This window comes from Candidatus Zixiibacteriota bacterium (assembly GCA_018820315.1).
Taxonomy (GTDB): domain Bacteria; phylum Zixibacteria; class MSB-5A5; order JAABVY01; family JAHJOQ01; genus JAHJOQ01.
The window spans coordinates 1-19,123 of sequence record JAHJOQ010000117.1 but is presented as its reverse complement, the minus strand read 5'-3'; the positions used below and the strand labels follow the sequence as shown (position 1 = coordinate 19,123).

The following is a 19,123-nucleotide window of genomic DNA, read 5'->3' as shown; positions in this document are numbered from 1 at the left end:
ATTACTTCTGAAAAGACTCGATAACGAGGGTCGGCAGGACGATGGCGGCTGTCTCCATCCTGAGACGGTGGTTGCCGTATCTAACCGCCACGGCTCCAGCAGATTTCAGAATCTGGATTTCTTCATCCGTGAAGCCCGCCTCGGGTCCGACAAGCACCAGAATGCGGTCGAATTTGTCCGAGGCCAGAAGCTGGCTGAGCGTGTCCGTGTCCTCGTCAAAATGTCCGTAAGCGACCAAACTGTAATCGGCAAATACCCGAGTCAGCGAAGCCACGCTCTCATGCTGTTCGAAGTTTGGGGCATGTCTTCGCATCGACTGCTTTATGGCAGATAGCGCAACCCTCCTGCATCTATCGAGTCGCTTTGAACCGGATGACTTGCTTGTGGAATGCTCTGAAGAGAAGATGTGAAATCTGTCTACGCCGAGTTCGGTACACTTCTCGATCACCCAGTCGGTTTTCTGGCTCACAGCTATTGGCATCGCGAGATGGCATAGTTTTGTCGGTAATTCCTGAGTGGTCGCCCTGACGATTTGTCCAATGACTCCCGTCTTAGTTATGGATTCGATTCTCACTTCAAGGAGTCGCCCCTCGCCATCTGTAGCAGAGAGAGTGTCACCGGCCTTCATGCGGCACACCTTTGTTATATGGCGTGATTCATCGGCAGAAAACGTCACCTCATCGCCATGAATATCGGCTTCGCTAACGAGGAAGTATGTGAAGTCAGCTTTTCTGATAGTCATACCCTTATCACAAAACAGGCCCATTCTCCCATGGTGGTAATATCAGCATCCGGACATCCCTTACCGCTGAAGAAGTCGCACATCGATTCGACCTGATCGGTCAGTATACCTGACAAGATGAGCAACCCGCCCGGTTTCACTGCCTTGATGTAATCATCGAAGAGTTGAATGATGCCATCTTTGATTAGGTTTGAAACGACGATATCATAGTAATTGGATTCTACTACAAGATCCATCGAGCCGTGGACAACCGTTACGCGATCGGCTACCTTGTTGAGAAGAATATTCTCCAGGGCATTCTCTATAGAGCCCGGATCGATATCGAGGCCGAGAATCTCCGAAGCGCCCAGCTTTGCCGCCAGTATCGCAAGTATAGCTGATCCAGTGCCGAGATCGAGAATGCGATTCCCCTGCCGGACCGTCTTCACAATCGCTCTGACACAAAGCTTGGTAGTCTCATGACGTCCGGTTCCGAATGCCATCTTTGGATCGAGAGTAATTACGAGTTTGCCGGGATAGTCTTTCTCACACCAATGAGATTTTATGACGACATCGTCGATCTCGACCGATTCGAATTTTCTCTGATACTCCGCAACCCAGTCTATTTCTTTGATGTGCTTTGATTTGATTATGCCATCTACAGATTGTGCGGTTGCGATTTGCTCGTTCGTGAGAAAAGTCTTGATCCTGGAAATTTCGGAATCTGCAGTGAGATGCGATTTCACATACAGCCGGATTATTACGTTGTCCTCATCATCTTCGTCATCCTCGAGTACGAGGCCATTGCCGCCTGTGATATGGTCAATCAGGAAATTAGCTACAACCTCCTCAGTGTCCTTCGGAACGCACAGAGTCACCTCAACGTGCCCCTCAGTCTGTTCCATGTCGTTTGCTTCAAGCACTCAAACTCCAAGTGAATCTTTGAGTCGTTTGAAGAAGGACTTTGACGATTTCGGCGGAGCAATTCCCTCCAATGAGGAGAGTCTCTCGAAGAGCTGAGTCGCAGTCTTGTCCAACTTCGTTGGGGTCCAGACAAGTACCTGAACGAGTTGGTCCCCTCGTCCGGCGGTTCTCAAATGACGGATACCCTTGTTTCGAAGTCTGAACAGTCTTCCTGACTGAGTGCCTGAAGGTATGTCGAGTGTCGTATTTCCGTTCAGCGTAGGAATCTCGATTTTGGAACCGAGAGCCGCTTGCGCGAAGCTGATCGGAACATCCAATACTATATCATCTCCGTGGCGTTCGAACTTGTCGTGATCGATCTCTTTGATAAAAACAATCAGGTCGCCGTGGGGACCTCCCTGAGGACCCGCATTGCCTGATCCCCTGAGAGTAATGTAGTTACCTTCAGCGACTCCCGCCGGAATCTTGACACTGATGTTCTTGTCCACGCTTTCACGTCCATCACCGGCGCACTTGCTGCAGGGAGTGGTTATCACCTGTCCCATACCATTGCAATAGTCGCATGGCTGCACCCGTACAAACTGACCGAACATGGAACGACTAACCTTGCGTACCTCTCCTCTACCGCTGCATTGCGGACAAACGGACTTGCTGGAGCCCTTGGCAGAGCCTGAGCCTCCGCACTCGGAGCAGCTGCCATGCACCTTCACTTTGAGAGACTTTTCGACCCCCTCAGCGATTTCCTCGAGAGTCACCTTCAGCGTCAGCCTCAGGTCTTCGCCTTTGAAGACGCGCGGACCCCGCGATCCTCCCTGACCGAAGCCGAAAAGGTCATCAAGCCCTCCGAAACTACCGAAGTTGCCGAAATCCCGCATGAATGCCCGCAAAGCGTCCGCCATTCCGAATGAGTCGAAACCGAATCCCCGTCCACCCTGCGAGCCTTTCAACCCAGCGTGACCGTAGGTGTCATACACCTGACGTGTCTGCGAGTCTTTAAGGACCTCGTACGCCTCGGTTGCTTCCTTAAATTTCTCCTCAGCTGTATCGTCGTCCGGGTTGCGATCGGGATGATACTTCATCGCCATCTGACGATAGGCTCTCTTGATATCGTCGTCGGTAGCAGCCCGCCCAATGCCAAGAATTTCGTAGTAATCACGGTCAGTTGTCATGCGTTCGTTTGTGCCCTTCGTAGCATTCTATTACTTCTTATCTTCGTCAACTACTTCAAAATCTGCGTCAACAGCGCCGTCGCCGGCCGATTCGTCCTGCTTTGGAGCACCTTGCGCGGCATCCTCCGGACCGGCCCCTGCCTGCTGCTCGGCTGAAGCTTGTTTGTAGAGCTCTTCAGCGAGCTTGTGAGACGCCTGCATGAGGTCATCGGCCTTCTGATTGATAATCTCTGTCTGCTCGGTTTTCAGAGCAGCCTGCAGTTTCTCTATTGCCTCTGTGATCTTGGCTTTGTCTTCTTCGCCTAACTTGTCGCCATGCTCTTTGAGACTCTTCTCAGTAGTGTAGATCAACTGATCAGCCTTGTTCCTCGCCTCCACAAGAGCTTTCTTATTCTTGTCCTCCTCGGAATGAGCGTCAGCGTCCTTGACCATCTTATCAACTTCCGTGTCTGACAGGCCGGAAGATGACTCGATCTTGATCTTCTGCTCCTTGCCGGTGCCGAGGTCCTTGGCCGACACATGGACTATGCCGTTCGCGTCGATATCGAATGCAACTTCGATCTGAGGCATTCCGCGCGGCGCGGGTGGAATTCCCACAAGATCAAAACGACCGAGCGTGCGATTGTCGATCGACATTTCACGCTCGCCCTGCAATACGTGAATCGACACTGCAGGTTGATTGTCCGCGGCTGTCGAGAATATTTGGCTCTTCTTCGTCGGTATCGTTGTGTTGCGTTCGATCAATCGGGTCATCACTCCACCGAGTGTTTCGATTCCGAGTGAAAGAGGCGTTACATCCAGCAGCAAAACATCTTTGACGTCACCTGTCAGCACACCCGCCTGTATTGCCGCACCGAGGGCAACAACTTCATCGGGATTCACGCCCTTGTGCGGATCGCGTGCGAATATCTCCTTGACCAATTCCTGGACTTTGGGCATTCTTGTCATGCCACCGACTAGAATCACTTCCTGGATATCGGACGGCGTCATTCCCGCATCCTTCAGAGCGTTCAAGCAGGGTTGCTTAGTGCGCTCGATCAGGTCGTCGCAGAGTTGTTCCAGCTTGGCGCGGGTCAGGGATATATCGAGATGCTTCGGACCGCTCTGATCGGCAGTCACAAATGGCAGGTTGATCGATGTCTGCATGGTTGTCGAGAGTTCGCACTTGGCTTTCTCTGCCGCCTCTTTCAGGCGCTGCAGGGCCATCTTGTCATTCCTTAGATCGATACCTTGATCACGCTTGAATTCATCTGCCAGCCAGTCAATGACTTTCTGATCGAAATCGTCACCGCCGAGATGCGTGTCGCCGTTGGTCGACTTCACTTGAAACACACCATCTCCCAGTTCGAGGATCGACACGTCAAAAGTACCGCCTCCAAGATCGAAGACCGCTACCTTGATATCCCTCTTCTTATCGAGACCGTACGCGAGAGATGCCGCTGTAGGCTCGTTTATGATTCGTTTCACTTCGAGACCTGCGATCTTGCCGGCGTCTTTCGTGGCCTGACGCTGCGAATCGTTGAAGTATGCGGGGACAGTAATTACAGCCTCGGTCACGCTCTCACCGAGATATTCCTCAGCGGTCGATTTGAGATTCTGCAAGATCATGGCAGATATCTGCGGTGGAGCGTACTCATCTTCGCCGATCCTCACTCTACAATCACCGTTCGCCTCCGCGACTACCGTATAGGGTACGATCTTCTCTTCCGATCCGACCTCACTATATTTGCGTCCCATGAATCTCTTAATGGAAAATATGGTATTCTCCGGGTTGGTGATTGCCTGACGCTTGGCAACCTGGCCGACGAGTCTGTTCCCATCTTTTGTGAATGCAACTACCGATGGAGTCGTGCGTCCACCTTCGGCGTTTGGGATGACAACCGCATCGCCGCCTTCCATCACGGCCACGCATGAATTCGTGGTTCCGAGGTCTATGCCGATCACTTTTCCCATTACGTGATCCTCCTTGATTTCTATTTGAAATTGAGGGTATTCACTATTATTGATTTTCGTCTGAAGGTTTCGCTACAGAGACTCGTGCATGCCTCAGAATCCTGTCTCTGAGCTTATACCCTTTCTCAAACTCTTTGACGACTGTGTCCTCTTTGTGATCATCCGTCTGCACTGTCATCATTGCCTCATGAACATTCGGATCGAATTTCTTGCCTACCGAATCAAAAGGCTCGACATTGTTCTTCTTGAGGAAATCGTTCAATTGGGAATAGATCAGTTCGACTCCCTTTCTGAACGATTCAAAATCTGCAGCGCCGTTGTCTGCTTCGAGTGCGCGGCGGAAATTGTCAAGGACGGTCAGGAGTTCGGTGTATATGTCAGCCTGTGACGATTCAATAATCTGTGCGAACTGTCGTGCGTTGCGTTTTCTGAAATTGTCAAACTCGGCAGCCAGTCGCAAATATTGATCTTCTTTAAGCCGCAGTTGTTCTTCAAGGGACTTTGGAGCTTCCTCAGTCAGTTGTTCCCCTTCGATCTCTGCCGTCGAATCGCCGTCGACTTCCTCGCCGTCAGCGTCAGATTCGGGCATCTTTATCTCGACTTCAATTTCTTCACCATCAGCCTTATCGAAGTCGGTGTTTTTGTCAGGATGTTTCTTGCTCATAGTCTACCCTCTAATCGGACAATAGCCGCGAAAGGAATTTGGCAGTATAGTCAACTATCGAAACCAGCTTGGAGTATTTCATGCGAGTCGGACCGATGACCCCTATAGTACCTTTGGATCGTCCCGCCCAGTAGGTCGAGGTGACCATGCTGCACATCTCGAAGTTCCCCAGATTGGCTTCCTTGCCTATGGTAACGACGATTCCGTCCTGGAGAGAGACGGATGATACCGCATCGGCGATCGGCTGTCTCTTCTCAATTACTCCCAACAGCTGATCCAGATTTTTCTGATCCCTGAACTCCGGCTGTCGTATTATGTTTGATGCTCCATCGACATGGACGCTTTCTCTGTCGATACCGGCAGACATCACACTCACAGATTCCGTGAAAACCTTGATCAATTTCGGATCACCCAGCTTCACGTCCTTGAATCGCTCGGCGACGGTGGTCCTGATTTCGCCGAGTGTCAGCCCCGTCAATTTCTCATTAAGAAGGCGTGATGTCTCTGTCACCATGACCGGCGATAGATCGGAATCGACTTCCATGAGGATTGTCTTCACCAGGCCAGACCTGACAGCTATGACTATCAGCAGCTTTCTTTCGGCAACCGGAATCATCTCCATACGGGTCAGTACCGCTTTGTCGAGCTGTGGCGATATCGACACTCCGAGCTGGTCGGTAATTTCCGCAAGTATCCTTGATGTCTGCTCAAGGATCTGCTCGATTGGCGTGTACTGCGATTTGATCTTCTGTTTTATCAGCTGCTGTTCATTGAATGTCAGCTCAACAGGTTTGAGCAGCAAGTCGACATAGACGCGATAACCGAGATCGGTCGGAATTCGCCCGGCCGATGTATGTGGTTGTGCTACCAAACCGATCTCTTCAAGGTCCTGCAAAGTGTTGCGAATCGTGGCGGGAGAGATTCCCAAGCCATACTTGTTCGCAAGGACCCGTGATCCGACCGGCTGAGCAGTCTTTACATATTGGTCGATCAAAGCAGCCAGAATCTGCTTCTCACGATCATTCATGTCACTGTACAGTTTCTTCATATCCTACTCAGCTATAATATACACAAGTTATTAGCACTTGTGCCGACAGAGTGCTAAGATTAACTCAAAAAAAGAACCTGTCAAGGATAATTTCACCTTAACAGGCTGAATCTCTTTAGGTTGAACCCGGCTCTCAATGATCTTCCGAGATTACTTCTTCTCAGGTATCGCCTTCTTCACCTCGGTTTTCACTTCAGTTTTCTGCTCAGGTTCCGTGGGCTTCGACCGTCCAATGACTTCCTGTACCTTGACTCTCTTTCTATCCGCCTCTTCAAACTTGTCGTCTATGCCATTCTTGTCATCGTCGGTGAAATCATCATACTCTTCCTGGGCGGGCTCCTCCTGCTTGATCTCCGCCTGCTCCGGCTCTTCCTGCTGCTTCTCAGGAGCGGCAGTCTTAGGCGTAATTACCGGCTGAGCCACTACCGGAACCTCTTTGGAAGGCTCCTTCTGAGTGGCGAATACCGGAACTGCCAGAAGCAACACTAGCAGCACCAATGCCGCTGTCTTGATAGCAATGCTGATCATTTCTCATGACTCCTGTCGGCTGACACTTTCAGTATATGGTTTCGACACTCCTTGCGTCAAGCTAAAATCGGTTTGCGCCCTTTGGCATTCCGAAGGGCGCAACCTGTGTTATCGTCTACCGTCCTTCTTGCCGCCACCGGACCGGCTTCCACCGGAACTCTTCGATCCACCCGACGGTGCCGATCCGCCGCTCGGCTTCGAATATCCGGAAGAGCCACCCGAAGATTTCGGAGATGTTGAGCTTCCCGATGGCTTCTTCGAGCTCCCGGTCGAAATGTTCGTCTTATCCGATCCCTTATTGCCCTTCGATGATCCGGAGGACTTCTTGTCATTCGAGGACTTCGGCTTGAAGATCGGCTGTTTATCGGACGACCCGGATGACTTACCCTTGGAATAGTCCGACGAAGATGTGCTCTTTTTCGTCTTCTTGCTGTTTACTCCGGTTGACTTGATTTCCTTTCCGGAATTGTCAGACTTCTTCTTCTCGGTCGAAACCTTGGGCGAGTTGTAGTCATTCCAGGCAGCATTCTTCTTATATGACTTGCTGTTCTTTGCGTCATTTGTCACGTTCACCTTCTTGCCATCCGAACCGTAAGTTTTGGTACCGCGCATGTCCTTGTTGACGCCCTTGAAATACTTGTTGTCGGTGCTGCGAACAGGGGTCTTTGTCCGCTCAGCAAGATACTTGTCTTTCGTGATGTATCCTTCTTTCTTAGTGAACACGGTCTTGCGTCTGTCAGGCTCAAACCGGCCAGCTACCTCTTCCGGCGAACCTCTCCGCTTCGGTTTGAATCCGTAGTGATTGTGATCACCTTTATACCTGACATCATCACAGTCGTAGTCATACCACCCGCCAGCGTAGACACGGAAGCGCTGGTCGTACCAATAGAATCCATCATACCATATCTGGAAGTGATGCCAGCCCACGACAATTCGAGGGACGAACAGTGGCGCGTAACCGTAGAATATCCCGTTGATATAGACTGCGCCACCATACGGATAGCCGATGTAGATAGTGCCGCACCATCCCCAGGGATCGTAATAGTAGCGATCGTTGCGATAGTAGTCGCGCTGGTCATAGTAATCATCCCAGTCATAACTCCAGTCGCGGCGCACTTCGAAATGCGTGTAATCTACCGCACACCGAGCCCCGCAGTTGTCGAAGGGGAAATAGCGGTGATTGACATAATTCAGAAAGTCCACAGCATCCCTGTCCGCGTGAAGCGGATAATACTCATCGTACTTGAAGAACTTCGACGGCCACGCCGGGACATCGAATGGATCAAGCGAAGCCACAGCCTGTATATACTCATGCCCGAGAGGCCCTTCGACGACTAGCTCATAATCATCATAGTAATCGGGTATAGAGTAGACTCTTCCACCCTCGACATAGGATGGGTCATCGTACTCTAACGGGAAGAGCAGGTTTATGTCGCCTCGAGTATCCAGATCGTAAATCGTCACATAGCTGTCGCGATTCGTCTGGAAATAGACAATTATGTGCTCCCCCTGCCCGAATGATTTTCCCTCGGCCTTGTTAGTCCAGACTCGAACCTCAAGATCGTCGGTCGGTCTCGGCATGGGAGCGATCTTGTCCTGCGCGAACATCTGAGCCGCGAGGAGCATCATCGCTACAACCATCATCGCAGTAATCTTTTTCATTCTAAACACCTACCCTCTCTACTTAGAGTCACTGAGACTTACAAAAGCCGCTTTGGTGCCAAATGCCGGATCGTGCTCCGGTCTCGATGGCACTAATTCAGGATTCCCCACTTCTGTTTGATATGCCCACGAGATTGTCAGGCTCTTGGTGCGGGAATCGGAAGCATCTATGCGAAACTTGGCGAAATTCTCTTCTGCTGTCCAGATATAATATGAATGACCATCTATCGCTTCGAGCCATCCAACTTTCGACCAACCTTCAGTAGGTGCCCAGCCGAGTTCGTCGAGGCTCTCTGTGAATCCAAAATCCTGGATGTCGGTCCAACCCACATCGAATGTCTTTGCCCAGACGAAAAAAGCATTCCAATCGGCATCATACTCGAAATATATATCCGCACGATCATCATCCCAGGCTCTTGGCTGCCCATTGCGAAAATCAAATCCCGCTAATACCGGCTGTGTGCCGATGTCATACACAACAACCCCGGAACCTTCGGGTCGAGGGGTATCGTACACATCTTCGCGAGATAATTCGTAGCTCTCGTTGCCATGCTTGTCTACCGCCGTCACAGCGTAGAAATAAGTCTCTCCATTGACCAGCGGCGCGTCTACAAAAGAGATCGTGCCGATATTCTGATCTGAAGGGTGGTTGACTTTTTGGCGCCGTTCGTACGGCCCTTCAATTGCTTCTTCGCTGCGCCAGACCCAGTAGCAATCTACATCACTCTCAGGGCTTCTGAGCCAATACAGAAAAACAGCTCTGTCTCCGGTCACCGAGTATACGCCCTGGGGAGCGTCTGGAGGAGTATCATCGACCGCAACGACCCGGCAGTCATTACAATCTTCACAACCAATAAAAAACGCTCCCCAAAACATTAGGATCAGCCCAGAAACGATCCTTACGAGAATTTTCTTAATATCTTTAGAGTTTTTCATATTGTCCTCCGCTACTATTTTGCTCATTCCGATGTCTGATAAAGCAAGCAGTGTGCCATAATCAGCCCTGCAGGCAGGAGGCGTCCGCAATATGTTGCTGTACAGAGTATTACGATGTTCTCAGGCGAAGTATCGGCGCTCGAAATTAGATGATCGGCGGAGCTTGGAGCACAATATTTGTGCGTCTGATCTGGGGCTGCATAAATATGATGATTGTCGAATCGCGCACGTAATAGTGGTAGAGCAGCGATCCGAAGTCACGCCAGGGCGTGACGGAGTGATCCTGCCTACTTCCTCGGCGCGCAGAACAAGAGAATAGTCAGGATCACTAGGATTCTGACCTTTGGGACATTCGCGGTTGGCATACGTCCCAATCCGCCAACAGATTCGGCATTTGCCTTGACACAGCGCAGCGAACGTGGTATGATTGGTTTGATATTAATATACGTGACTGATGTTGGGGGCAATATAGGAACTAAGATGGTGGAAAACGTTCCACCTTACGAGGCTGACAGGCGGGAACCCGAGAGTAGAACAGCGAAGGGTTGCAAAGCGAGGTCATAATGACTTATGCAAATAAAACCTATGTAGCTTTTGACGCTGATAATGACATCCACTATTATCGGCTAATGCAAGCATGGAAGAAAAACGATAACACAACATTCAACTTCTATGACGCGCATGATTTGAACAACCTAATGCCTTGGTCATCGGAAGCGACGATAAAAGCGAAGTTATCTGAAAGGCTTCATAATACAAAGGTCTTTATCTTGCTTGTCGGAAGTAACACGAAGTATCTATACAAATTCGTGCGTTGGGAGATCGAACAAGCCATCATGAAGCAAATACCAATTATAGTTGTGAATCTAAATGGCAGTAGAAGTATGGACTCAACGTTGTGTCCACCGGTTGTAAAAGGCGAACTTGCTGTGCACGTCAGCTTCAATCAGAAGATCGTGGAACATGCGTTGAACAACTGGCCGTCTTGGGATGCGAAATACAGAAGTAGCAACAAATCTGGGCCATATTATTATAATGACTCAGTCTATCAGAGTCTGGGGCTATGATGCGCAGGTGGTTTCGTAATCGCAAATCGATTCTGAGTGACTTCGTCACCGGCGTTGGTCTATTCTGGTTGGTTGTCGAAATAGCCAGTTATTCTACCGATGGCAAGACGGATTCTCTCGCTAAGAGTGTCGCGTTCTTCCTGATCGCGTCTGTAGTCATAGTAATAATAGCACTAGCGAAAAACAGACCCAAGACCTCTTTCACATATCAACTTAGAGATAAGGATAATATTGTAGAGGTTAGGGTTGGCGATGCCTTTGATAACGCCGGTACACTTGTCATTCCCGTCAACAACTGCTTTGATGTCTGTATGGGTGGGAACGTTATGAAGGCACGTAGCTTGCTAAGCAAGATGATAGCGGTGTATTACTCTGACAAAGAGGCTCATCTGGCTAATGACATAAGCAAGAAGACTGATTGCACAAGAGCCCACGATATTGGCACGACGATTGAGGTCGAACAAAGAAACAAGAAGTTCTACTTGCTTGCAAGTTCAAAAAAGAAAACAAACAATCGAGTTGAGTCAACAGTTGATGATGTCTTGCTAAGCATATCAAAGTTGTGGGAGTACATAGCTTTGGAATCAGGCCGTGATGCCGCGGTTACTATTCCTCTTATCGGCACAAACCACGGGCGGATTCATGATCTAACCAGATCGACTATCGTGAAAGAGATAATTCACAGCTACATTGAAGCATCAAAGAGGCTAAGTATATGCGACAAACTAATAATCAGCATACTCCCAAGTGATCTGAAGAAAGGCAACATTGATCTTGATGAGATTGATGAGTATCTGGAGTATTCCTGTAAACATTATCGAAAGGTTACATTGGCCACCAAACCCGAAGGCGAGGAAGTATCAGGGTCATCTGTTGCACACTTGGACAACTAGCCAAGCAGGGCAAGTCTTCCGGAGACCTGCCATTTAGGAAGTAGGCAGGATCACTCCGTCACGCGATGCGTGACTCCGGATCGCTGCCCTACAAGATCGTCCAACAAAGCAAAAGCCCGCTCCATTTGAAGTGGGCTTTCTAATTTGACCCGGCTGCGTTCTACTCTCCCACATCTGCTAAGATGCAGTACCATCGACGTCGAAACCACAAGAGTTTCGATCTACCAGACTGCTCTAACTCTTTCTTGCGACCATAATTATCTCGCGGGGATAATTCTCTCCATAAGGAGATTTCTTGAAATCGGAGAATACATCTTCAACCTCGTAACCGCAGCGCACCAGCAGATGCTCCGCTTCATAGCGGAATAGGTAGCGCATCGGGAAGCTGTGGACGAGACGTTCAGTTCTGCCGTCGGGATGAGTGACGTAGTAGATCAACTCACCGTGCGCGATTTGATTTGCGAAGTCGATCTCTGGATTGCGATATCTCCTGACCACCTTGCGCCCGTCAGGCATTTCGAACTCCGGTTCATCTCCAAGCTCTTCGGTGCGATTTTCCCTCGCTAACATTAGTATGCTCGGATTGAATACATCGAGGGTGAATTTCCCGTCATCATCAAGATGGCGATGTATGGCTTTGAGGCAGGAGAACTGATCCTCCACTGTAGTCAGGTGTTGAAATGGTCTGAACGGAATTGTGACAAGCTTGAATTTGCGGCAAAGGTTAAAATCGCGCATGTCGGCGTGGATCAGTTCGACTCTGCCCTGCACTTCCGCAGACTCCGCTGAGAGCTTCTCGCGACATCTGTCAAGCATTTTCTCCGAGAGATCCGTTCCGACAATATCGATACCAGCCTTTGCTGTCGGAATGAGCACTCTGCCTGTTCCGCAAGCGACTTCGAGCACCGGGCCGCCGACCTCCTTCGCCATATCAACGAAAAACTCAATGTCTCCCCTGTTGAGCTGGTCGTATACACTGTCATAGAATTCAGAGACAAAGGGGAATTCTGTATAGCCACCGTTGGTATCCATGGAGCAAACCCTTACAGTCTTAGCCCTAGCCCAAGATATCCGCTGTCGATTACGATATCACTGGGCAAAGTCAGTCGTCCCTCTGCGGTGAGGAAAAGCTCCTCCGTCAATGCAAAATCGATTCCGAAAAACGCATGGGCTTTGAGCAGAGTCATCGAGTTGCCGGAATCGAAGAGCTCCACCGCGTCTCCGCTTGCAGACGAAAACGAATACATGAAATGAAGCCCCGGGCCTGCTGCGATGTAAGGTGAAATCTTCGGATTCTGGTCGAGAAACGATATTCTGCCGAGAACATATACCGATGTCACTATCATACCGGCGCTCGATCCACTGCTGCTCTTCGTTGAGAACGACCCTCCCAATCTCGCTTCAGGTTTCACAGTTGAAGGAAGATCAATAGTGAGTCTCCAAGCTGCGTTTATGCTATAATCCATCGCTCCTCGCGGGATACCGAGCGAAGATACCACCGAATTCCTGAGCACTGCCTCAGCATCGGATGAGGCGGCCATCAGAAGCGAGCATGCTATGGTTAATATGCAGAACATTCTCATTTTCTGATCCTCCTCAATCTATCTCAAACCAGATGGCATCTTTGAAATCATTTGCAGAAAATGAAATCGCATATACGCCCCTCTCCAGCGTGTCTGCATTCTCAATGTAGTCATAATGAGTGCCACCTTCGTAGGTGCCTTTAGCTATAGCCGTAACTAGAATGCCGGCGCTGTTGAACAGGCCGATATTAACCTCAGCCTGGATCGGAAGATCGAACCGTACGATTATTACCTTCCCGATTTCCGGAGTCTCGACCCAGCATGCTCCCGCTGCAAACGTGTGCGGTACGATCCCTAACAGTAAGGGACTCTCATCGATCTCTGTCACTTCGCAATTGGGAAGACTCGCTACATCGTCCCCCTCATAGAATCGTGGCTCGACAATGTTGTAGTCGTCGCAACTTGTTTGCCAGAGGCATGCAAAGATGCATACTATCAGGAAAGCGGTTCTCTGTACAGTTCTCATGCCGGCCATTCCTCCTTCCTTCTTCGTAAGCTCATAGCTAATCAACGAATCTTCTCGGATCGGCTAGTCTTCTGTTGCCGATTCGGTGACATACACCATGATCGGTATTCCGAATGGGTCCTTGCAGAGTGCATACTCAAGGCCTGAATCTGCCTTCACCGGTTCGGGTACGTTAGCACCTCTAGCTCTGAGCAAATCGAGCGTGGCTTTCATATTCGATGTTGCCAAAGCGAGAGCATAGTTCGTCTCAAACTCGGAACTAACAAGCGTAATGCGCTGCTTCGAGTCGGGATCTTCGAGAATGATCCCGGTGTCGCTTCGCTCGACCTCGATCATGCCCATTGCACTCGTCCAGAATCTCGCGGCACTATCGAGTTCGGCCACATGAATCATAGTGTCGGTGAACTGGCAGCGATTCCCTTCGCTCATAAGTCAGTCTCCCGTTTATCCGAATTGACCCTTCTTTATGCTAAGAAACAACTCTCCAGAGTACGGGCAGTTGGATGACTTATTCATCGTCGTTCTTAAGTATCCCGTACTCCTTTATCTTAAGTCGCAACGTGTTCCTGTGTATGCCCAGAAGATCCGCGGTTCTGGCGAAATTCCAGTCAGTGTATTCCAGCACGTGAAGTATGTGCTTCTTCTCGATGTCCTTGAGCGGCGGAACGTCGGAGTCTGTGAAGAACTGATCCGTGCTGATCGGACTTTGTTCAGATGAAGAGATAGCGCTGAAATCAACCGTGTCGAGTACATTGCCCCTGCAGAGTACGGATGCCCGCTCGATTACGTTGATTAGTTCTCGAACATTTCCGGGCCACGAATAAGACATCAGTATGTCCTTCGCTTCCGGCGTGAGTCCTTCGATTCGCTTGTTAAGCTTCTTGCCGTTTCTCGCGATCAGATGGTCAACCAGAATAAGAATATCCTCCCGACGATCTCGCAATAGCGGCATGTGTATGTTTATCACGTTCAGGCGATAGAAAAGGTCATCGCGGAACGCGCCCTGCGCGATTCTCTGCTCGAGGTCTCGATTGGTCGCTGCAATAATTCTGACATCGACTTTGATCGATTTCGACGATCCGAGTTTCTCGAACTCCATCGTTTCGAGGACACGCAGTAGCTTCACCTGAATGTCGGGCGACAGATCGCCGATCTCATCGAGAAACAGAGTGCCACCGTCAGCCAATTCGAAACGACCGATCTTCGACATCGTTGCGCCGGTGAATGCACCTTTGACATGACCGAACAGCTCCGATTCGAGTAACGTCTCGGGAAGCGCTGCACATGACACTGCAACAAACCGGTTCGATTTTCGTGAAGACAAATTGTGCAATGCTCGTGCAGCCAGTTCCTTGCCGGTGCCCGAATCCCCCGTTACCAGTACGGTTGCGTCAGACGGCGCTACCCGGCTGATGGTCGATATCACTTCCTGAATCGCCCTGCTCTCGCCGATTATTCGAGCGTCGGGGCTGACTCGTTCCAGTTCAGACTGGAGATAGAGGTTCTCTCTGAGAAGATGGTGCCTCTCCCCCGCTTTCTGTATCAACACGAGGAGTTCATCGAGATCAATAGGTTTCGAGATGTAGTGAAATGCTCCTGACTGCATGGCATCGACTGCCGTCTCCACGGTTCCATAGGCGGTCACCATGATCGGTTGAAGCTGCGGGTCGAGACTCTTCAATTTCTTCATGAGCGAGAGCCCGTCCTCGCCCGGCATCTTCATGTCGAGAAGCGCGATTTCGAATCCACCCTTTTCGTACATCTTGAGCGCATCCTCGGCGGACCCGGCTGTAGAGCAGACATATCCCTTTTTAGTGAGGAAGCCGGATAGCATGCTTCGTTGCTTCTCTTCATCATCGACGATGAGTAATCTCAGTTTTTGCATAGCAACAGGATAGCCGAGTGAGCCGCGCAACGCAAGCTAAAATTGGGACACATCACACGTCTTTCAACTCACGCATTTTTCGCATCTTTCTGAACAATCGTACATATTCGCTCAGCATCTCCTCTTCAGCCTTCGAGATTCCCTCCATGACCGGCAGGCCGACTTTGATCAGCGCCCTGACCATATCGGCCATGGTCCTGTCGTAGCGATCTGCAAGATCGATAATTCGCTTTTTCAATTCGTACGAGACGAAGATGTTGAGGCAATGGTCGCCCCGGAGTTTTTTCAGTTCATCCGGCATCCTAATCCTCCTTTTGAAGATGATATCTGATGTGACCGATCAATATCTGGGGTGTGGAGATTGTCAGGCCGAACTCGTCTTTCAGTTTCCTGTAAATCGGTCTGAATGTCTCTTCCTGACCCTTGGAAAGAAGCAGATTGTCGATTTCAATTCTGCGAGGATGATCGCATATGATGCATGCCGGTATTGTGTCATTTGTCAGATCGAACTGGCGTGTTACATATTCGGAGAGCCTTCGTTTCAGTTTTTGAAGTATCCGTTTATTCAGACTCTCCAGTTTGTATGGCTTCTTTCCAAAGAGCTCAGAGAGTTCAGCCATCGACTTCCCTTCAAACCAGTACAATTGCACAAACTCCTTTTCCATGGATGGGAGATTGTCGACAGCATCTCTCACTTTTTCGATGATTTCTTTCTGCAGTCGCGATTGTTTCTTGGGCGAGAACAGACTGATCCGCCCTACGTCATAGATCCAATTAAGAAATACGAGTTTTTCCGGCATGTATATCCTCCTTTTTCAGGGGCAACATGCCACATGAGCGATCAGAAGGGAATCACGCGCGGTTGACTTAGGGAAATGACACGAATATGATACGATTGTTGGAGAATCAGTAGACTCTTATCGGAACTCCGGAAATCATCTCAGCTTTCTCGGCCATCTTGCTCAGGATTGATTCCGCGACAGTATAAACGCCCGATTCTGCCGGTGGCCGCTGCACAGTGTACATCTGAACCTCGTGCGGCCTGATTTTCCCGATCATTTCGGCCCAGGCCTTCATGCTTTCATCAGAGATGTTGTCTGGTTTGCCAGAAAAGAATATCGACTGGATAGTCAAGTTCGGGTGCTCAAAATCAATCAGTGCCTTTGTGACATCATCGAACCTGATCTCCGGATGCGGTTGATTGACATGTTGGAATATCCTGCTGGTGCCTGCATCAAGCTTCATGATTGGGCGATCGAGTTGCATCAGAGCCTGACGAATCCCCGGGTCAGCGATGCTGCCGGAGTTGGAGAGAATCGCGACTTTTGCACGAGGAGAAAGTTTGTCACGCACCATCATCACACGGTCAACGATGTTGGCAAACTTAGGATGTAGCGTCGCTTCACCATTCCCTGAGAATGTGATGTAGTTGACATCGGGGTAAAGCTCAAGAACGGAGCGGAGAGACTCCTCCACATCAGTTGGTGACGGAAGTCGCTCGCTGTTGCGCGGTACGCTGGTGTAGCCGCAGAGTTTTGTCGGGCCGTATTGGCAGTAGACACAATTGTATGTGCAGAGCTTGTAGTCAAAAGGCAGAAGATTTATTCCAAGCGAAGGTCCGAGTCTGCGTGATGCCACAGGACCATATATGATGCCGCTCTGCAGGGGAAGATAGTCGCGATCGATATTCATTGTCTGTCCCTCGATCCGATTATATTTCTTGAATTAAATTAACCAGAATATCACAGAGTTTACAACATAAATCTTGAGTTAATCGGCCGCAAAGGCTATCGTCCGAGCATGGAGTCCCTGGCAAATAACGAACCCGGGCGTCTGAGCAAGCTTTTGCTGATCGTGCTCCTGGTTCTTTGGCCGATTGGGTCTGCACTGATGATGTCGGGAGTTCCCGAGAATATTGCCGATGAATTGACCGATCCGGTTGTGCAAATGTATCTCCCCACTATCGCGCTGCAGTTGTTCATGTTTCTGCTGATTATTGTCACAACCAGGCATGACGGAGGGGGATTCCAATCGCTCGGATTTGGCAAGTTCTCACTCGACAAACTCTTCATCGGCTTAGCATTTTTCGTGGCGGCCAGTATGATTCTGAGTCTCGTCGCTCTGGCGGTAGATTACATCGGCCTCGGTGAGTTTCACGACCCTACTCCGCTTCTCCCGACAACTACATTCCACAAGGTAGTGTGGACAGTCCTTTCGCTCGTTGTCGCGTTTGCGGAGGAAGCGGCTTTCAGAGGATTCGCGCTGACACGACTTGAGGCGATTTCGAAGAACAGATTGACCTCGGTGTTAATTGTCTCAATTGGATTTGCGGTGGGGCATATGTACCAGGGTCTTGGTGGCGTGATTGTGATCTTTGTCTACGGCCTTATGTTTGCGTTCGTGTTCTTCAAGACAGGTTCGATCTGGCCCGGCATTGTAGCGCACTTTTTGCAGGATTTCACGCCAATATTCACGGTTGAGTTGCTTAAGCGTTTTGAGGGTGTGTAGCTGAAATGATATCCCGCGACGCGACAACACGAAAGCACTGTTGAAGCATTTTTGAATTGACGCATCAGAGAGATTTCATTATCGTTCTGGTGCATTCACAGATAGATACTAATTCGGGGCATCACAGATCCTAAATCCGAGGTTACAATATGGAACAACCCGAAACTGACGATCTGAAGGCTCTCAGCAACTTTGCTTACAACAATCCGGAGTTGGAGGAGTTGGAAGATTCCATTGGCAAATTCAATATCTTCACGTCGTTGAAACTCGCGGGCAATGAAATCCGACACTCAAACTTTCTCGCCTGGCTTATGGACCCATTTGAGACCCATGGCTTGGGTGACTATTTCATAAAGAACTTGCTGAAGAACGCACTGTCAGATCAAGATAGTATACTGACCGACGGTCTCTCTCTCTTCGACATCGACTGCTGGGATCTACGCGATGCCGAGATTCGACGTGAATGGAACCGTATTGATATTCTCGTTCTGAGCGAGTCAAATAAATTCGTCTGTGTCATCGAAAATAAAGTCTATTCCGGAGAGCACCATCACCAACTGTCGAGATACAAGAGTATTGTTGAACGTAGCTACAATGACTATAAGCGGCTCTACATTTATCTCACAATTGAGGGCGAAGAGCCAACAGAGTCTGATTATCGAGTAGTTAGCTATCGTGATGTGACGTACCTGGTAGAGGCTCTACTCAAGAGGAAGAAAGCTTCAATGGCCAACGATGTTTCTACGTTTATCGAACACTATGCAAGTATGTTACGGAGGGAGATAATGGACGATAGTGAAATTCAAGAAATTTGTAGGAAGATATACAGAGGCCACCGACAAGCTCTCGATGTCCTATTCAATAATAGAGAGGATGAATTGCTGGCTGTAAAGAACTGCCTGGTAGACATAATCGAAGCAGACAGCGAACTTGAACTGGACGACTGCAGCAAGGTGTTCATAAGGTTTGTCCCCAGGAGCATCGACTTCGTCCCGAAGCTAGTGTCCCGTCAACCACATAATGTAGGATACAATCTCTTTAGTTTAATCCTGGCATCTTCATTGGTGAAGCGCCAATCTACCTTTGCCTCTATTTCATTTCGCTGTGTTTGCCAGG

21 protein-coding genes are annotated in these 19,123 nt (G+C 49.6%); 4 read left to right on the top strand and 17 right to left on the bottom strand.

The genetic code is table 11. From position 1 onward, the window contains the following. Position 1: 1 nt before the first annotated feature. The 9 genes from KKH67_11700 to KKH67_11660 all read right to left on the bottom strand — a co-directional run bounded on the left by KKH67_11700 (position 2) and on the right by KKH67_11660 (position 9,605). Positions 2-742, bottom strand: a complete 741-nt coding sequence (locus KKH67_11700; protein MBU1319844.1) for a 16S rRNA (uracil(1498)-N(3))-methyltransferase — start codon at positions 740-742, stop codon at positions 2-4. Continuing rightward, positions 739-1,644 (bottom strand): 50S ribosomal protein L11 methyltransferase, encoded by a 906-nt coding sequence (locus tag KKH67_11695; protein MBU1319843.1) that lies wholly within the window; start codon positions 1,642-1,644, stop codon positions 739-741. Before KKH67_11695 ends, KKH67_11700 begins: the two co-directional genes overlap by 4 nt. Beyond that, complete coding sequence (gene dnaJ, locus KKH67_11690; protein ID MBU1319842.1) at positions 1,645-2,814, bottom strand: molecular chaperone DnaJ; 1,170 nt, start codon at positions 2,812-2,814, stop codon at positions 1,645-1,647. Between the two features lie 30 nt (positions 2,815-2,844). Then, on the bottom strand, positions 2,845-4,767 hold the full coding sequence (gene dnaK / locus KKH67_11685) for a molecular chaperone DnaK (GenBank protein MBU1319841.1): 1,923 nt from the start codon (positions 4,765-4,767) through the stop codon (positions 2,845-2,847). Between the two features lie 46 nt (positions 4,768-4,813). Beyond that, complete coding sequence (grpE, locus tag KKH67_11680) at positions 4,814-5,431, bottom strand: nucleotide exchange factor GrpE (protein MBU1319840.1); 618 nt, start codon at positions 5,429-5,431, stop codon at positions 4,814-4,816. Positions 5,432-5,441: 10 nt separating this feature from the next. Then, the gene (hrcA, locus tag KKH67_11675) at positions 5,442-6,479 is read right to left on the bottom strand and encodes a heat-inducible transcriptional repressor HrcA (protein ID MBU1319839.1); all 1,038 of its coding nucleotides are present in this window, start codon (positions 6,477-6,479) and stop codon (positions 5,442-5,444) included. 150 nt (positions 6,480-6,629) lie between these two features. Then, positions 6,630-7,007: a hypothetical protein gene (locus KKH67_11670; protein MBU1319838.1), complete on the bottom strand. Its 378-nt coding sequence runs from the start codon at positions 7,005-7,007 to the stop codon at positions 6,630-6,632. 108 nt (positions 7,008-7,115) lie between these two features. Further along, positions 7,116-8,669 (bottom strand): DUF4384 domain-containing protein, encoded by a 1,554-nt coding sequence (locus KKH67_11665; GenBank protein MBU1319837.1) that lies wholly within the window; start codon positions 8,667-8,669, stop codon positions 7,116-7,118. Positions 8,670-8,687: 18 nt separating this feature from the next. Next, positions 8,688-9,605, bottom strand: a complete 918-nt coding sequence (locus KKH67_11660; GenBank protein ID MBU1319836.1) for a hypothetical protein — start codon at positions 9,603-9,605, stop codon at positions 8,688-8,690. Positions 9,606-10,168: 563 nt separating this feature from the next. On the opposite strand from KKH67_11660, the gene KKH67_11655 reads away from it, so the two are divergent. Both KKH67_11655 and KKH67_11650 read left to right on the top strand, forming a co-directional pair. Further along, complete coding sequence (locus KKH67_11655) at positions 10,169-10,672, top strand: TIR domain-containing protein (protein MBU1319835.1); 504 nt, start codon at positions 10,169-10,171, stop codon at positions 10,670-10,672. Continuing rightward, on the top strand, positions 10,669-11,565 hold the full coding sequence (locus KKH67_11650) for a hypothetical protein (GenBank protein ID MBU1319834.1): 897 nt from the start codon (positions 10,669-10,671) through the stop codon (positions 11,563-11,565). The genes KKH67_11655 and KKH67_11650 overlap by 4 nt, the downstream gene beginning before the upstream one ends. Before the next feature lie 234 nt (positions 11,566-11,799). Here KKH67_11650 and KKH67_11645 read toward each other — a convergent pair whose 3' ends face one another. From KKH67_11645 to KKH67_11610, 8 genes are all read right to left on the bottom strand, one after another. Then, positions 11,800-12,597: a class I SAM-dependent methyltransferase gene (locus tag KKH67_11645; GenBank protein MBU1319833.1), complete on the bottom strand. Its 798-nt coding sequence runs from the start codon at positions 12,595-12,597 to the stop codon at positions 11,800-11,802. A gap of 11 nt (positions 12,598-12,608) precedes the next feature. Further along, entirely contained in the window at positions 12,609-13,148 is a 540-nt protein-coding gene (locus KKH67_11640) for a hypothetical protein (protein MBU1319832.1), read from the bottom strand. A gap of 13 nt (positions 13,149-13,161) precedes the next feature. After that, positions 13,162-13,614, bottom strand: a complete 453-nt coding sequence (locus tag KKH67_11635; protein ID MBU1319831.1) for a hypothetical protein — start codon at positions 13,612-13,614, stop codon at positions 13,162-13,164. A gap of 63 nt (positions 13,615-13,677) precedes the next feature. Next, the gene (locus KKH67_11630; GenBank protein MBU1319830.1) at positions 13,678-14,043 is read right to left on the bottom strand and encodes a VOC family protein; all 366 of its coding nucleotides are present in this window, start codon (positions 14,041-14,043) and stop codon (positions 13,678-13,680) included. A 79-nt stretch (positions 14,044-14,122) separates the two neighbouring features. After that, positions 14,123-15,499: a sigma-54 dependent transcriptional regulator gene (locus KKH67_11625; protein MBU1319829.1), complete on the bottom strand. Its 1,377-nt coding sequence runs from the start codon at positions 15,497-15,499 to the stop codon at positions 14,123-14,125. 52 nt (positions 15,500-15,551) lie between these two features. Next, on the bottom strand, positions 15,552-15,800 hold the full coding sequence (locus tag KKH67_11620; GenBank protein MBU1319828.1) for a hypothetical protein: 249 nt from the start codon (positions 15,798-15,800) through the stop codon (positions 15,552-15,554). A gap of 1 nt (position 15,801) precedes the next feature. Continuing rightward, positions 15,802-16,299, bottom strand: coding sequence for a sigma-70 family RNA polymerase sigma factor (locus tag KKH67_11615; GenBank protein MBU1319827.1), 498 nt, complete (start codon positions 16,297-16,299; stop codon positions 15,802-15,804). 106 nt (positions 16,300-16,405) lie between these two features. Next, complete coding sequence (locus KKH67_11610; protein ID MBU1319826.1) at positions 16,406-17,191, bottom strand: radical SAM protein; 786 nt, start codon at positions 17,189-17,191, stop codon at positions 16,406-16,408. Between the two features lie 153 nt (positions 17,192-17,344). Here KKH67_11610 and KKH67_11605 point away from each other — a divergent pair, with 153 nt between their 5' ends. Together KKH67_11605 and KKH67_11600 are read left to right on the top strand one after the other, a co-directional pair. After that, positions 17,345-18,007 (top strand): CPBP family intramembrane metalloprotease, encoded by a 663-nt coding sequence (locus tag KKH67_11605; protein ID MBU1319825.1) that lies wholly within the window; start codon positions 17,345-17,347, stop codon positions 18,005-18,007. 149 nt (positions 18,008-18,156) lie between these two features. After that, positions 18,157-19,123 (top strand): PD-(D/E)XK nuclease family protein (locus KKH67_11600; protein MBU1319824.1); only part of this gene is annotated, 967 nt, incomplete at its 3' end.